Source organism: Paenibacillus sp. S-38 (assembly GCF_049942825.1).
In the GTDB taxonomy this organism is placed as follows: Bacteria; Bacillota; Bacilli; order Paenibacillales; family NBRC-103111; genus Paenibacillus_G.
On the sequence record NZ_CP187970.1, the window covers coordinates 2,761,707 to 2,775,793 of the forward strand.

Annotated in this window: 16 protein-coding genes and 1 riboswitch; of the genes, 8 read left to right on the forward strand and 8 right to left on the reverse strand. The window is 57.7% G+C overall.

Features of this window, described 5'->3' with window-relative positions:
• The first annotated feature begins 183 nt into the window (after positions 1-183).
• Positions 184-402 (forward strand): hypothetical protein, encoded by a 219-nt coding sequence (locus ACP26L_RS12625; protein ID WP_426452887.1) that lies wholly within the window; start codon positions 184-186, stop codon positions 400-402.
• Positions 403-537: 135 nt separating this feature from the next.
• On the opposite strand, the gene ACP26L_RS12630 is transcribed toward ACP26L_RS12625, so the two are convergent.
• The 3 genes from ACP26L_RS12630 to ACP26L_RS12640 form a co-directional block, all read right to left on the reverse strand.
• Positions 538-2,277 (reverse strand): hypothetical protein, encoded by a 1,740-nt coding sequence (locus ACP26L_RS12630; RefSeq protein WP_426452888.1) that lies wholly within the window; start codon positions 2,275-2,277, stop codon positions 538-540.
• A gap of 419 nt (positions 2,278-2,696) precedes the next feature.
• The gene (locus ACP26L_RS12635; protein WP_426452890.1) at positions 2,697-3,590 is read right to left on the reverse strand and encodes an NAD-dependent epimerase/dehydratase family protein; all 894 of its coding nucleotides are present in this window, start codon (positions 3,588-3,590) and stop codon (positions 2,697-2,699) included.
• Complete coding sequence (locus tag ACP26L_RS12640) at positions 3,587-4,507, reverse strand: DMT family transporter (RefSeq protein ID WP_426452892.1); 921 nt, start codon at positions 4,505-4,507, stop codon at positions 3,587-3,589. Before ACP26L_RS12640 ends, ACP26L_RS12635 begins: the two co-directional genes overlap by 4 nt.
• A gap of 147 nt (positions 4,508-4,654) precedes the next feature.
• Here ACP26L_RS12640 and ACP26L_RS12645 point away from each other — a divergent pair, with 147 nt between their 5' ends.
• Positions 4,655-6,025 (forward strand): PLP-dependent aminotransferase family protein, encoded by a 1,371-nt coding sequence (locus ACP26L_RS12645; protein WP_426454919.1) that lies wholly within the window; start codon positions 4,655-4,657, stop codon positions 6,023-6,025.
• Positions 6,026-6,233: 208 nt separating this feature from the next.
• Here the strand turns inward: ACP26L_RS12645 and ACP26L_RS12650 are convergent, their stop codons facing one another.
• Both ACP26L_RS12650 and ACP26L_RS12655 read right to left on the reverse strand, forming a co-directional pair.
• Complete coding sequence (locus ACP26L_RS12650) at positions 6,234-6,734, reverse strand: GNAT family N-acetyltransferase (protein ID WP_426452894.1); 501 nt, start codon at positions 6,732-6,734, stop codon at positions 6,234-6,236.
• The gene (locus tag ACP26L_RS12655) at positions 6,731-7,477 is read right to left on the reverse strand and encodes an MBL fold metallo-hydrolase (protein WP_426452895.1); all 747 of its coding nucleotides are present in this window, start codon (positions 7,475-7,477) and stop codon (positions 6,731-6,733) included. The genes ACP26L_RS12650 and ACP26L_RS12655 overlap by 4 nt, the downstream gene beginning before the upstream one ends.
• 213 nt (positions 7,478-7,690) lie before the next feature.
• Between ACP26L_RS12655 and ACP26L_RS12660 the strand changes: the two genes are divergently transcribed.
• From ACP26L_RS12660 to ACP26L_RS12675, 4 genes are all read left to right on the forward strand, one after another.
• Entirely contained in the window at positions 7,691-7,846 is a 156-nt protein-coding gene (locus ACP26L_RS12660; RefSeq protein WP_426452896.1) for a hypothetical protein, read from the forward strand.
• 90 nt (positions 7,847-7,936) lie between these two features.
• Positions 7,937-8,260 carry a hypothetical protein gene (locus tag ACP26L_RS12665; protein WP_426452898.1) on the forward strand — a complete coding sequence of 108 codons (324 nt, stop codon included), beginning with the start codon at positions 7,937-7,939 and terminating at the stop codon, positions 8,258-8,260.
• 20 nt (positions 8,261-8,280) lie between these two features.
• Positions 8,281-8,499, forward strand: a complete 219-nt coding sequence (locus tag ACP26L_RS12670; RefSeq protein ID WP_426452899.1) for a hypothetical protein — start codon at positions 8,281-8,283, stop codon at positions 8,497-8,499.
• A 43-nt stretch (positions 8,500-8,542) separates the two neighbouring features.
• Positions 8,543-8,686 carry a hypothetical protein gene (locus ACP26L_RS12675; RefSeq protein WP_426452901.1) on the forward strand — a complete coding sequence of 48 codons (144 nt, stop codon included), beginning with the start codon at positions 8,543-8,545 and terminating at the stop codon, positions 8,684-8,686.
• 795 nt (positions 8,687-9,481) lie between these two features.
• On the opposite strand, the gene ACP26L_RS12680 is transcribed toward ACP26L_RS12675, so the two are convergent.
• From ACP26L_RS12680 to ACP26L_RS12690, 3 genes are read right to left on the reverse strand one after another with little or no spacing between them, the layout of a single operon-like run.
• Positions 9,482-10,333: an SDR family NAD(P)-dependent oxidoreductase gene (locus ACP26L_RS12680; protein WP_426452903.1), complete on the reverse strand. Its 852-nt coding sequence runs from the start codon at positions 10,331-10,333 to the stop codon at positions 9,482-9,484.
• Positions 10,334-10,374: 41 nt separating this feature from the next.
• Positions 10,375-11,187 (reverse strand): alpha/beta fold hydrolase, encoded by an 813-nt coding sequence (locus ACP26L_RS12685; protein ID WP_426452905.1) that lies wholly within the window; start codon positions 11,185-11,187, stop codon positions 10,375-10,377.
• The gene (locus ACP26L_RS12690) at positions 11,165-11,737 is read right to left on the reverse strand and encodes a PadR family transcriptional regulator (protein WP_426452907.1); all 573 of its coding nucleotides are present in this window, start codon (positions 11,735-11,737) and stop codon (positions 11,165-11,167) included. The genes ACP26L_RS12685 and ACP26L_RS12690 overlap by 23 nt, the downstream gene beginning before the upstream one ends.
• Positions 11,738-11,909: 172 nt before the next feature.
• On the opposite strand from ACP26L_RS12690, the gene ACP26L_RS12695 reads away from it, so the two are divergent.
• Positions 11,910-12,782 (forward strand): helix-turn-helix transcriptional regulator, encoded by an 873-nt coding sequence (locus ACP26L_RS12695; protein WP_426452909.1) that lies wholly within the window; start codon positions 11,910-11,912, stop codon positions 12,780-12,782.
• A gap of 106 nt (positions 12,783-12,888) precedes the next feature.
• Positions 12,889-13,884, forward strand: coding sequence for a quinone oxidoreductase family protein (locus ACP26L_RS12700; protein ID WP_426452911.1), 996 nt, complete (start codon positions 12,889-12,891; stop codon positions 13,882-13,884).
• Between the two features lie 65 nt (positions 13,885-13,949).
• A riboswitch (ZMP/ZTP riboswitch) is annotated at positions 13,950-14,029 on the forward strand.
• The last annotated feature ends 58 nt before the right edge of the window (positions 14,030-14,087 follow it).

Consider the following 14,087-nt stretch of genomic DNA (forward strand, 5'->3'; position numbering starts at 1 on the left):
ATAGATTGGTTTAAAAACGGAATAAGAGGAATGGATTTACCAATTATATCATGGATTCGGAGGAGGTGACGGGGGTGGATTCGCTGTGGGGGCCCACCTGGTCGGGGGTTGTGCTGGTTTTGGTGTCGGTCATTGATTCATTTTCTTAGAAGAGAGGACCAATAAGGAGAAAGGGTGATTCGCATGTCCGGTAAAGGACCTGAGAGGAAGCTGGAAGTGATCGAGAAGCTGCGAGAGATGGGCGAAGAGGAAGCGGCCAAGCGGCTCGACGAGTGGCGCAACGACCGGGATGAGAACCGGGGCTGGGACAGCTGGTTCGTGACGGAATTCCCTGATCTTGCGGAAGAGGCCGGCGTGGACCTTGTGCCGATCCAGGACCGTCCCGAACGCAAGAACAAATAACGGAGTCTGTACCAAGGTACAGAAGGAGAAGGGGCAAGGAGAAGCGCGAGTTTGGAGTAGTTGACCTCCATGACTCACGCTTTTTTGATTTACCACTGCCGATTGTGCATGCCCCCTGGGCACCACTGTGCCGTACTACGGCAGGCTCAAGCTATGAGGCGCTGGCGAAGAGAAGGCCTGTGTACCTCCGGGAGCTTGGTTAACATAGAAAAAGGTGTCCCCAAGCAGATAATGGACCTGGCCTTCATGTAAATCCACACGTGCCCCCCGGTTAGATCCAATTTCAATTAGCTGCTCCTGACCCGGACGGTAAAGATGGTAGGTAAATGGCGAATCCTTAACGATCAGAGTGCCGTCTTCTCCTAGAGCGTGGAGCGATACCGGCTCCTGAAAGTAAGTAACTTGGGTGACCGTTCCTTCCGGGGATTTCAAATACGCCTGATGGTTTTGCCCTATATAGGCGAGCCATCCATTATTGTATTTATAGTATTCTGAAGGCACTGAGAATTCATCAAGGGGAATACCATACACTTCACTGGTTACACTGCCATCCCGGTATTTCTGCAGGGCCCCGCCGGCATAGAACAAGATCGTCTCACCATCAGAGATGGGTCCAAACGGGGGATATGGGAAGGTGAGGAAAGGTTCTGTCTGACCGGTCGCCGCAGAATACCGGTATATGGTGTCAGGAGACTTTGGGTCCCCACTCATCAGCAGGTCGCCATTATCCATGAGTTCATAATCGGTAATATCAGAGCTATGGGGGAATTGCAAGAAGTCCGGAGGTTTGCGTACCTCATTGGTCTCCGTATTGATCCAATAAACAGTTCCTTCAAAGGCAGAAAGCAGATACTTGCCCCTGATGCGACTGGCGCTAGATGCGATCGTGATGGCCGAGGGGCGATCCCATTGTCCTATGTCGGCTTGGGCAACGGTTGTGCCATTCCAACTATGAAGGCGGACCGTGTATTCCGGCTCAGCTAAAGATCCGGTCACGGCTCCGTTCAGAGTTAATCCGACGGGATAGTATCCACCGGCAACCGGTGTTTCCGTACCATCGGTCCGGCTTCGGATAAATAGCTTATCCGATCGGTTGATCAGCAATCTGTTCGCATCACTGTCGACAATCTCAGCATTTGGAATACGTTCAGCAGGGGTGAGAGCGGATAGGGACGCAATATGAACTGTTCGGCCGAAGTTTACGGGATTCGAGAGGTTATTACTTTCCGGCTCCCATCCGTCGCCGATGGAATAGTGGATGAGCAGTGTGGTGCCAGTGTAAGCCGAGACATTAACCATCTTTGAGTACGATGTTCCCGTCCAGGATTCTGATATAACGGCGTTATACGGGTCGCCTTCTTCGTATATATTGAGGAGATGCACCGGGGTTGCGAATTCATCCGTGGCCTCTGAGTTGATCTGAATCGAGCCGTCGGTAATGATGCTGTGCTGCTCGGGTAACTCGATTAAGGAAACGACGGGCGGGACTTCATCATGCACGAAGGGTGCGCTGGCGGTTCCAGTCTTCTTCTTTACATCTGTAGCTTTAACGATTACGTTATGGGGGCCTTGGGGCAATGAGGAGGTATTCAGCGTGCCGGTCCAGGTTGAACAGCCAGAGCAGCTTTGAAAGAGAGGGGCTTCTATGCCGCCGACGGAAGCTTTAGCCTCCTTCAGTGCATACTCCGATGAAATAGAGGCTTCAACCCTTAACTGTCCCCCAACTTTTTGTACATTCTGGGGATTGGTGATTCTGACATCGATACTGCTTTTCGCTTCGGCTGTGAGGGGCAGCAGAAGAGGCAGCTGGAGGCCGAGGAGCAAACCGGCCAGCAGGGTAAAACGTCTGGCTGCTTTTGATAAGCACATACCCATTTGTTTCCCATCCTTCCAGAAAGTTTTGGATACGGCGATGCGAGAAGCGAAGGGACTGAGCAGATCGTATCTACATGAAAGATTTGGACATAATCTTGGTTTTACCTTCCCACCATTAGAACATAAAGGAAATTTAATCACTTTATGGTTTTAATCAATGGATTGGTTCCTTTTTAGATCAGTATTTCACGGGGCTGACTCAGATTACAAGCAATACTAAGCGGCCTCCGTCCGAAGGAATACAGGACCAAGACCGCTTAATTGATTTTTATTTTGTGTGCTGTCTGCTTGATGGGGGACAGTACAGTGATAAGCTCCCTCCCATAGGGTAGGCAGGTGAAATAACAGCCTGAGCAGATCTGCTGCACCAGCCACCCTAAGTCCAGCTCCTCAAGGGACTGGCCTTGCATGTCTCAAAGTCATGGCCTAGCATCTTGTCGAAGCGAGTCTTGCGATGAGGCGGATCCGAGTGCGAGCCTGAATCCATCACGCCACGAGGTGTAGCGCGGCTTCCAGCCGTGCCTAAGCGCTTTGCCGTTTAGGGCCCCGCGCTCCCAGGCCGCATGTCCCTGTTGAACGTCCGGTTGTGGGGCGCCTACGGCATCAGCGAAGACCGGAAGCCAATCGGTTCCGGCAGCCGGCTCGTCGTCGACGATATTGTAGCATCCGGAAGGCCAATTCAAGGCATTTGCCGCGGCTAGGGCTGCATCATCGACATGCACGAAGGAACTAATCCCCCGCGTCGCTGGGAGCAGCCGCTGCCGGGCCTGCTCTGCCAGATAGCCATCCGGGGCGTACCACGTTCCGTTTCCATAAAGTAAGCCGTAGCGCAGGATGACATGTTCCGGCATTTCGGAAGCGGCGCTTTCCAGTGCGCAGACACCTTCGATCGTTGTGCTCCGCGGAGGCGGGGCATCCAGGTCAAGCGGGCTGTCTTCCTCAGCCGGCCCATCGCCCGGTGCATAAGTCCACGAAATGCTTTGGACGACCATTTTGCCAACGTCTGCCGCAAGTGACGCATCCACGAGATTACGCGTCCCCTCTTTTCGGATTCTGGCGTTGTCGGAGAAGTTTCTTGCGCTTAACGAGGTGAGCTGGTGAATCACGGCATCCGGTTTTGTTTCCTGCAGTGCGGAAAATACAGCTTCACGGTCAAACACATCTAGAATAACGGGCTCTATGCCCTTTTTTTTCAACTCGGTTGCGCTATTCGGGTTTCGCGTAAATCCGACGACATCATGCCCCTCTTGAACAAGAAGGGGCATGAGCGCCTGTCCGACGACACCGCTCGCTCCAGCGACTACAATTTTCATCTCGATTCAACCTCCGTTACTTGTTTTTTCGCTCGGGTGTGAACCCCAAGTACGCCGCCGATGATGAGCATCGCACCGACAATGTGGAAATATTCCAGCTTTTCGCGCAGAAAGACAACTCCGGCTGCAACCGACAATAGCGTGCCGAGATTGACGAAGAGGCTCATCTTGTAGGCTTCGATTCGGGACAAGAGATAATTGGACATAACCGAAGAAAGCATGGACGACATCAGTCCGATATACAGAATCGACAAGAGAAAGGTCGGTTCCGCCAAAGGCTCCAGCAATGTGTTCATGGTTCCGGCAATCGTATGCCGGACGACCGCAAGCGTAGTGAAGGCGATGCAGCCGGTTAGCATCATTACGTAACTCATTTCAAACGCCGTATACCCGCTGCGGTGCAATCTGGCAAGCACGCTGTACAGCGATAAGGCGACGGTTGATACGAGCAGCCACACCATCCCCCATGCGCTTGTACTCTCTATCGATACCCCATTCATGACCGCGATATAGATCACCCCGCCGACCGAGAACAGAACCAACGCCTTTTGAATCCACGTGGTGCTTTCGCGGAGCAGTAATGTTGCCAGGGCCAGCGTAAAGATGGGCGAAGTCGCTTGAAAAATAGCGGCTTCCGACGACGTCGTGTACGTTAGTCCGACAGCCTGAAATCCAAAGAAAGCGGTTGGGTACAGTAGGCCTAACGGAATAAGGCGCCACAAGCTGCGGCTCAGCCTCAGTTTGATCCAGCCTGCCAGCACTGGAACGGAAATCGCGAAGAACGCAATCACAAATCGTATTGCAAGCGTGTCGACCGGATCCGCAACCTGCAGAGCAAGCTTCGTAAACAGGAAGGAAAAGCCAATAATGAGCGCGTATAATAAAGCAAGTAAATAAACTGGGCGCTGACTTCCCAATCCCAGTCCTCCTTTCACTTGGTTTCAAAAAGCCGGCCGACTTTAAGATCAAGTATGAAGGACGTCCGGTGGGGATTCAATCTATTTCCACCCAAACTGTACCGGTACAATATTTGTTGGTATGACAAGAAAAAGGGGGACACCGTCATCCGGAAATATGTCGAACTAATGAAAGAAATCGAGCGGCAGTTGGAAGTCGGAACGATTCGCGGAGGGCAGAGGCTGCCGTCCATCCGTGACATGTCCTTGCGCTTTGCCTGCAGCAAGAGCACCGTGATCCGGGCTTACGCGGAGCTGGAACGGCGCCATCTCGTGTATACGGTTCCGCAGAGCGGTTATTATGCGGTTGTGCAAAAGCCCGGCGCAGAGCAGGCGCGGGAGCAGGCAATGCTGGATTTTTCGGCCCCTTCTCCCGATCCGGAGCTTTTTCCATATGTGGATTTTCAGCACTGCCTGAATAGAGCGATTGATATGTACCGGAGCGATTTGTTTACCTACGGTATGTCGCAAGGCCTGCCTACGCTGCTGCATGTGATAAGCAAGCGCCTAGCGGACCGCCAGGTGTTCGTCCGCCCCGAACGGATCACGATCACGTCGGGCATACAGCAGGCGCTGTCGCTCCTGTGCACGATGCCGTTTCCGAATGGGAAGCGAGCGGTTCTGCTGGAGCAGCCCAGCTATCATCTGATGATTCGGCTGCTGGTAACGCACCGCGTTCCGCTTCGGGGTATCGCCAGGACGGAGCAAGGGATCGATTTGGATAAGCTGGAGCATTTGTTCCGAACCGGAGACATCAAGATGTTCTATACCATGCCCCGTTTCCACAATCCGCTCGGCACGTCTTACCCGGAATCGACCAAGAAAGCGATAGCCGAGCTGGCGGAGCGCTACGACGTATACGTGGCGGAAGACGATTATTTGGCCGATCTCGAGACAGATCCGAGGTCCGATCCCATTTACGCTTACGCTTCGTCGCGAGTCATATATTTGAACAGCTTCTCGAAGATGCTGTTCCCTGGTTTGCGGATTGGCGCGGCGGTTCTTCCTCCGGAGCTTCAGGACACATTCGGCTTGTACAAGCAGCTGGCCGATCTCGACAGTTCGATGCTGTCGCAGGCCGCGCTGGAAATTTACATACAGAATGGGATGTTCGAGAGGCGCAAGCAGCAGATATCTGCTTCTTACAGCGAACGTCTGCTTCGTCTGAACCGGGCGCTGGACACCTTCAATGATACGGATTTCGCGCATCATGTGTCCGTCTCCTCCGGTTCGCATACCCATATCGCGTTTTCTGTACCGCTGCATATTCCCACTCTGGTGAACCGATTGCAAAAAAAGAATATCGTGCTGAAGCCGCTTGATCCTTTTTTCGCGGAAGGCTTTGAGAAGCGCCCCCTACTTAAGATAAGCATTGCCAGGGCGGAAGAAGAGCGGATCGAAGAAGGGGTCAAGCTCTTGATGGACGAAATCAAGAAGATGGCAGGACGCCAGTTCATTAAGGGGGCCGAGCAGCTTTAAAGAACGTACGCGGATCATATGAAGATCTTTAGAAACACCACAAAGTGTAATGGGGGGACAGCCCTTCGTAGAATAGGGGCGTGAACGCTTCGGCAGCGGGCGGGGCTGAATCTATGGGTACAGCCGGATAGCATATGACGTGAAAAAGGAGCTTGCCTGACGGAAGCTCCTTTTTGAATTCCCAGAGACGGGCGGCGCTTGACGGCTTCTATCCCGTACCGGGCAGGGGCACGGCGGACGCATCGGAAGCAGCGGCATGCCCGCCGGGGTCGTGAAACACCTGCATCCAGTGTCCGGCATCCTCCAGCGGCCGGAACCCGAACTTCGCATACAAGCCCGCGGAATCTTCTGTAACGAGCAGGAAACGGCGCAGCCCCTGCAGCTGCGGGTGGGCCATGACGGCCTGAAGCAGCTGCTTGGACCAGCCGAGTCCGCGGCTCTCTTCGGTGATGAACACGTCCGTGAGGTATGCGAACGTGGCAAGATCCGAGACGACCCGTGCGAAGCCGGCCTGCCGCCGGTATCCCCCGCTGAGGTCATAAACTCCGAAGAGCAGGGCGGAGTGGTCCAGCGACCGCTGGAACTGGTCCCAGGTCAGGGACTTGGCCCAGTACATGTTCCGGTGCAGATACTCATAGACGAAAGGCTCGTCGAGCAGGTCACGGTCACAGGAAATACGGAGAGCAGGGCCGCTGTCGGTCAGGGTCACAGCCAATCACCGTCCTCGGGGATGGCGGTCTGGCCGAGCAGCCCTTCCTCCTTCAGCCGGCTGCGAAGGTCGTCCCGCGTAACCAGGCAGTGGTTGATCGTATCCATGTGCACGGCCGCCACCCGGGTATAAGGAGCGTATCGGCAGACGGCCGTCACATCGTCCGCATCCATGGTGATCGGATCCCCTTGGGCGAACCGGGCCCCGCCTGCATTCACGACCGTCATGTCCGGGCGGTGCTCATCCAGCGCCTGCTTCACCTCGTCGCACCAGATTGTATCGCCGGTAATATACAAGACTGGCTCGCCCGGCGCCCGCAGTACAAATCCGGATACCGGGCCCATCCGCTGCCCGATCTCGCCGGTGCCGTGCCGGCCTCCCGTCCGCGTGATCGTGACTCCCTTAAATTCGGCGGATGCGATGACGGGAAGCACCTCACGGAATCCGCTCCCTTCGAAGAGTGCCTGGTCCTGCGGCTGACAGAGCAGCGGCATGGCCGGGTTCAGGGCGGCGGCCGCCGCTTTGTCCCAGTGGTCCTGGTGTGTATGAGTGACGAGAACCGCAGACGGATCGAGCAGGCTCTCCAGCGGAAGGGGCAGGGGGACGAGCGGATTTCGTCTTTCGTTGGTCGAACCGTTGATCGGCGGATTGGCTCCTTCCGGACTGAACATCGGGTCTACGAGGAAGGTGAGTCCCCCGTATTCAATCCACAGGGTGGCGTGGCGGATCAGCCTGAGCTTCATGACGTGCACATCCTTTTCTCTATGATGCTCCTATTGTATACCTATTCGCTCCGCCGCTGAACAAGCTGACGTAACCCTTTGGGTGGTTTGGCTTTCACCGTGAAAGAGTTGGAGCGCATGTTCCTTAGTGGAGGAAGTTTGGAACTTCTGGCGTATATTTACAACCGGCCTGGGGAGAGTAACTGATGTTCCAAGGAAAGGAGGGATACGCAAGTGGATCAGGCGACCAAAGCAGGAATCGACCAGCAGGAGCAGACCGTGGATGCGGCGAATCTGGCGAGTGCCATGAATGGCGAGGAAGAAGAGAACGTCACCGCCAAGGAAAACTACAAGCTCGACAACTCCCACATTTCCGTGGAAAACGAATAGGAAGCCGGGCCGGGTCCGCCAAGGAGGGGGAGTTCGGCCCCGCTGCTTATCAGACGGAGGGGGAGCAGGCAGCCTGTGCAGCATGAGAACATGAGCAGCGGACTGGAGATCCGATACAACGAGCGGCTGCGGGTTCGGATTATCTCGGATGGGGCAGAAGAATCCCATTCCCTCCGCAAGCAGGCGTTTCAGGCGGTGCTTACGGAATTGGTGTGGTCTGTGAGAGACCCGAAGGAGAATCCGGCGGCTGAACCGCAGCAGAAAGCTCTATGGACGTGGATTCTGCAGGAAATCGGGTGGGCGCTCATCCATGCGTCCCCTTTCCAAGCTAACCGGGAGGATGGACCTCTCACGGTGCTGGCTTCTGTGGCCCATGCCCTGCAGCAGGAAGAGATACAGGAAGGAACCACTTGAAGGACAGGAGGGATGAGCCGATGGATGATGCACTTTCGCCCCGGGCGCTGCTTCACCACCTGCTGTCCGTTGTTGAGGATGACGATTCGGTCGAGTCCGTCGTGTATGTCGCCCGGATGAAGGACGGCACCATCGTATCCGGCTGGTCGGATCTGCTGCATACGGAAGTGATCGGCCTGCTTGAAGTAGGCAAACTGCAGGCCGTGAAGGACATGTGGGAGGATTGGCAGCCGCGCTGACTCCATCGAATGCAGAACATTCTACGTAAGGAGGTGACACGAGATGAGCCAGGAGGATAAGAAGCCGGCAAGTGAGAAGATCATGGACAGCCATCCGATCGACCCGGCCTTTGCTCCACAAGATAACGAGAAGGACCGCAAGTTCCGCGTGAACCAACCGGATTCGGTGAAGCAGGGGAGGCCTTAGAATGCTTCTGCGCGGCAGAGCATCCTGTAGGCAGAGCGCCTGGAGTGATGAGGGCCGCTTGGCGGGCTGACATATGCGACCTATGGCAGCTGGGCCAAGGATCCGCTTCTCGCTGAAACATACCTGCCGGCAGTGAGCCGGGAGGTGAGGACAGGCTTCAGCGGAGCCTCGAGACCGAGGGCTGCGCTGCATGCGGAGCCTTGCACGCAGGGCCTTGCCGGCCAGCAGAGAAACCGCTTGGCCAGAAGTTTTCTTTGCACTTAACCCCAAGCGGAGCCTCCTGCAAGGCTCCCTTTTTTACTTCCCAGGAAAGCCGTTAGATACCCGCAGGTCAGGCCTCGGGAGAGCCGGAGCCCGGAGCCTTGTCAGCCGCCAGATTCATCTGCCAACGGCTTCCTGCGTAGACCAAAACGGAGCCTCCTACGAAGCTCCGCTTGTCCACTTGGGGCGCCGGCGAAGTACCAACCGGCTAATATTCCTCTGTCTCGCTGGTTCAAGCCATGTATCGTAACGCCAAATCCCACCGGTTTTCCATTAAAGGAACTAGGATTCCTTATTGGGGCATTTCCCATGATTTTCCGGAAGATAGCGGAACTCCGATGCGTTATGGCCCGCCTTTTGAGCGGAAAACGGGGGCGTTCGTCTCCATAGCGAATCTCAGTTCCCCTATCGCAAGTTTAACCCTTCCGGACCCGATCCCGATCCCGCCTCCAACCTGCGCGGCCGCAGCCCCTGCGCAGCGAAGCCTCCGCAGTCACCTGCCCGGAACCGCCGTGCAGCGGCGCCCGCCGGTTTCTACCGCTCCGCCCGGACAGGCTCCCAGCCGTAATACTTCGCCGTCTCGTCATCCTTCTCCGGCATCCCGGGCAGGATGAGGCCGCCGTCCACCTTCAGCGTGGCGCCGGTGATATAGGAGGCCGCGTCGGAGGCAAGCCACAGCACGGCCTCCCCGATGTCCTCCGGCTTGCCGACCCGCCGCAGCGGGATCTTCTCCCCGAGCTTGTCGTAATACGCCGCGCTGCCGCGTTCGATCTCGGTCGCCCCGGGGGCCACATTGTTCACGCGGATGCCGTGCATCGCCAGCTCGATCGCGATGGACTCCGCCGCTCGCCGCAGGCCCGCCTTCATCCCGCCGTACAGCGAGTCATGCGGATAGGCCCGCTCGGCCCGCGTGGAGGTGATATTGATCAGGCTCCCCCGGATGCCCTTCTCCTTCATATGCCGGCCGGCGTGCTTCATGAGCAGCACCGGCGCGACAAAATCGATGTTGATGAACGAGAGCATCTCCTCCGTCCCGATCTCGAACAGGTGCTTCCCGAAGCCGGCCCCTGCATTATTGACGAGCAGGTGCACCTCGCCCAGCTCCCGGATCGCTTCCTCGGCATACCGCTCCACGAAGCCGGGGTCGGACAAATCCCCCTGCACCGCATGGAACTGGCGGCCGTAAGTCCCTTTTACCGTCTGCTCCAGCTCCTGGATGCCGAGTTCATTGGACTTGTACACGGTGGAGATATGGTATCCCGCTCGTGCCAGCACGTGACAAATCCCTTTGCCGATCCCGCTGCTCGCCCCCGTAACCATGGCTGCCTTGCGTGCCGTTCTGGCCGGTTCGGCCTCCCGCTTGGTCTCCCCGCGGCTTCCGCTCATTTTCCTTGCTCCTTCCTGCCTATGGGCACGTTTATCCCTTCTTACCCGCAAACGCCCCTCCTCAAAAAGGCAGCCAGCACTTCGTTAAAAGCTTCCGGACGGTCCATATTGGCGCAGTGACCCGCATCCTCCAGCTCCACATAGGTGCTCTGGGGCTCCCGCTCCTGCCAGCGGATCGAAGCTTCTTTGACCAAGGGCAGGTCCCGGTCTCCGCAGACAAGCAGCAGCGGAACCGCGCTCACCTTCCCTGCAGCGATGCCGGGCAGATGACGCAGTCCGGACATGACCCGGAAGGAACGGCGGCTGAACGCACAGGCCATCTCATAGTAGAGCTCCTGCTGCTCGGGACGGATCACAGTGACCGAAGCCAGGTAGCGGCGGAAACGGTTCATGGAGAGAATGCCCATGAGCAGCCACTTGAGCATTTCGGCCCGCTGGGCCTTAACAATCTCCGGATGCTCCTCCCGGATCGAATAGCCGCCGACGGAGATGAGGGACTTCACCTTGTCCGGGTACTGGCAGGCGAAGGCCTGCGCCAGCAGCGAGCCCATCGACACGCCCAGAAGATGGCATCGGTCCGCTTTCTCTTCCGCCAGAATACCGAGCAGATGGCTGGCCGCCGCATCCAGGCCCAGCCCCGCATCGTACACCTGGGTGCGGCCGTGTCCGAGCAGATCGACCGTCACCACCCGGCAGTGTCCGGCGAAGTGAGCGAGCTGCCCGTCAAAGCAGCGGTGGTCCCCGAACGCCGGGTGCAGGCACATCAGCAGCTCCCCGCCGGGCTGCCCCGTGACATAGTAGTGAACCTGCGCCTCGTCCGTCTGCAGTACTTTATGCTCCGTGGAGATTCCCATCGCTTGGCCCGCCTCCTTCTGTCATGTTCTTCAGCAGCTCCGAGTACCACTTTGCGCCGAATGCATATTGGTCTACGCTGTACCGGAGCGAGAGCAGCTGCCAGCGGTAGATCTCCCGCTTCTCCTCCGGGATTCCGGGCTCCATCAGGCTCGCCTGAATCTCCAGCGCGGTCAGGTGCCGGTGCATCTCCGTAAGGGATACCGTGTACCCTTCGATGACCTTGGCGCAGTCGGAGGCGGGAAGCAGTCCGAGGAAAAACAGCCGCGCCACCGCCAGGTCCTTCAGCTTGTCGATCGGGATCGGCGAGCGCAGCCAATCGAGCAGCTGCTCGCGGCCCGGCGCTTCGATGGAGTATACCTTCTTGAGCTTGCCGCGCTCCACCATCTCGCTGCAGGAGATCCATTCCTTGTCCATCAGCTTCTTCAGCGCCGCCTGGATGCCTCCGAGGCTGTCGCTGTAGGAGAGGGCGACGGTATTTTTCATATTCTTGCTGAGCTCGTAGATCGTCTGCCCGCGCAGCGCAAGCAGCCCGAGTAGGATGTATTCCATGAGTACGCAGCCTCCTTCGCTCTCGCTCTATTGCCTTTAGTAATATTACGCTTCGGAAGAAGGGGATATGACTGCTTGCTTCCGATCGCCGCCTAAGGTGTTCGGGTATGGTATTCGGAGCCCCGAAGACGTTACAATAGGAGAAAAAGGAAGAAAGCGCGGGTGAGGCAGGATGGCAGGCAGAGAAGCAGCGTTGAAAGCAGAGGAAGCCGGAAGCAGGGCGAAAATTCTGGGCGAATTTCTCAAATCCAGGAGGGAGCGTCTGCAGCCGGAGCAGGCCGGCATCACCGGTTCGTACGGACGCCGGAGAACGCCTGGGCTGCGCAGGGAAGAGGTGGCTTATCTGGCGGGGGTGAGCGCCACGTACTACACTTGGCTCGAACAGGGGCGTGAAGTGACCGCGTCGCGGGAGGTCATCGAAGGCATCGGCCGGGCCCTGCAGCTCAGCGGGGATGAGATGACGCACCTTCTCCGGCTTGCTTCCCCGGAGGCCTCCGAAACCCCTGTCTCCAGGGAGACGGAGATCTGCCCTGAATGGCAGCGGATTATCGACCGGCTCCCGTACCCTTCTTTTATCAGCAGCGACCGGACGGAAGTGCTGGCTTGGAACCGGGCGGCGGGGATGGTGCTTGCGGACTTTGCGTCCATGGAGGCTCACGACCGCGTGATGATCCGGCTGCTCTTCGAGGATGAGAGCCTTCGGGCCCGCATGGTGAACTGGGAGGCATTCGCCCGGTATTCCGTCGCGGTATTCCGCTCTTACTACGACAAGCACCGGGAGGACCCGTGGTTCGGGGAGACGGTGAAGCGGCTTTGCAGGAAGTGCCCGGTGTTCGATACGCTCTGGAGCCGGCATGACATTCAGCTGAAGAAAACCGCCCGCGTGGAGCTGAACGACCCGCGTGCCGGGGAGCTTCTCTTCGAGATCCATTCCTTCGGCAGCCTGAACGGCAGAACGGATGTGCACTGCTGCATATACACCCCGGTCACGGGGACGGAGACCGAATCGAATCTGCTGCACCTGCTGGGCGGTACCGGTGGATGAACGGCTGCCTGGTACTGCTTTTACTAGCATAAACATACTGTGGCTCCCCTCTCCGGATCCGTCTAAACTAAGCTTATTAACGAAATCAGAGAGGGTGTTACAGGTGATGAAAACAGTAGTAATTGACCGGCCGATGGGGGCCGAGGAACTGACGGTGAAGGAGCTGCCGAACCTTCAGCCGCCTCCGGGAAGACTGACGGTGGACGTCGTGTATGCAGGCGTAGGATATGTGGATGTCCTCCTGAGGCGGGGGGATCTCGGGGAGCTGCTGCCTTTCCCGGTCGTTCCCGGCCTGGAGGTATCCGGTTATGTCAGGGCCATCGGCGAAGGCGTGCAGGGGTTCCGGGTGGGGCAGCCTGTAGCTGCCATGACCTTGACCGAGCTGGGGGGTTACGCTTCCGTTGCCGTCACCCGGCCGGAGCTGACGATACCGCTTGAAGGTCCCCTGGCCGGGCTCGACCTGTGCACGGCCGCAGCGAGCATCGTCAACCTGACGACAGCGTGTATGGCCCTTGGCCAGGTGGCGAGGATGCGTCCAGGGGACCATGTGCTCGTCCATGGTGCAGCGGGCGGACTCGGCAGCTTCCTTGGGCAGCTTGCCCGGCATTTGGGCGCAGGCCGGGTCTACGGCACGGTCGGCGGCGCGCAGAAGGTCGAGCTGGCCGCATCGCTGGGCTACGACGAGCTGTTCCTGCGGGCAAGCTTCGCGGAAGAGCTGCGCCGGAAGGAAGGCTTCCGCGGCCTGGATCTGGTGCTGGACCCCGTAGGCGGGGAGATGCGCCGGGCCAGTCAGGAGCTGCTGCGTCCCTTGGGTCAGCTCGTGCTGCTCGGCAATGCCAGCGGAGCGGGGGACGTCCCGCAGTCCATGACGGAGGCCTGGCTTGCGAACCGATCGCTGATCGGCTTCAACATCGGCGGCTACAGTGAGTATGCCTCTTCAGAGGTGGGAGAGGCGGCGAAGGCCGCGCTCGGCCTGCTGGCGGACGGCGTGATCCGTTCGGAGGTGTTCGGCGTGTACCCGCTCGAGAAGGCTTCCGAGGCACACGAGCTTCTTGAGGGGAAGAGCACGGTGGGGAAGCTGGTGCTGCAGATCTCGGGCTGAACGTTAGAACGATACAAGCGGCAGTTGATGAATTGGCAGCGAATCATGTACAATGATAGAAACTGATCGCTGTGTGTGACTGGCGGAGCATGGGGAACCATGAGGAAGCACACGGATATACGAGCCGTACGCCTGGGCAGAGGTAAGGGAGAGAAGATTCCCTTGCCTCTTTTTGTTTATATCTCCAAGCGAAGGAGCGGTAT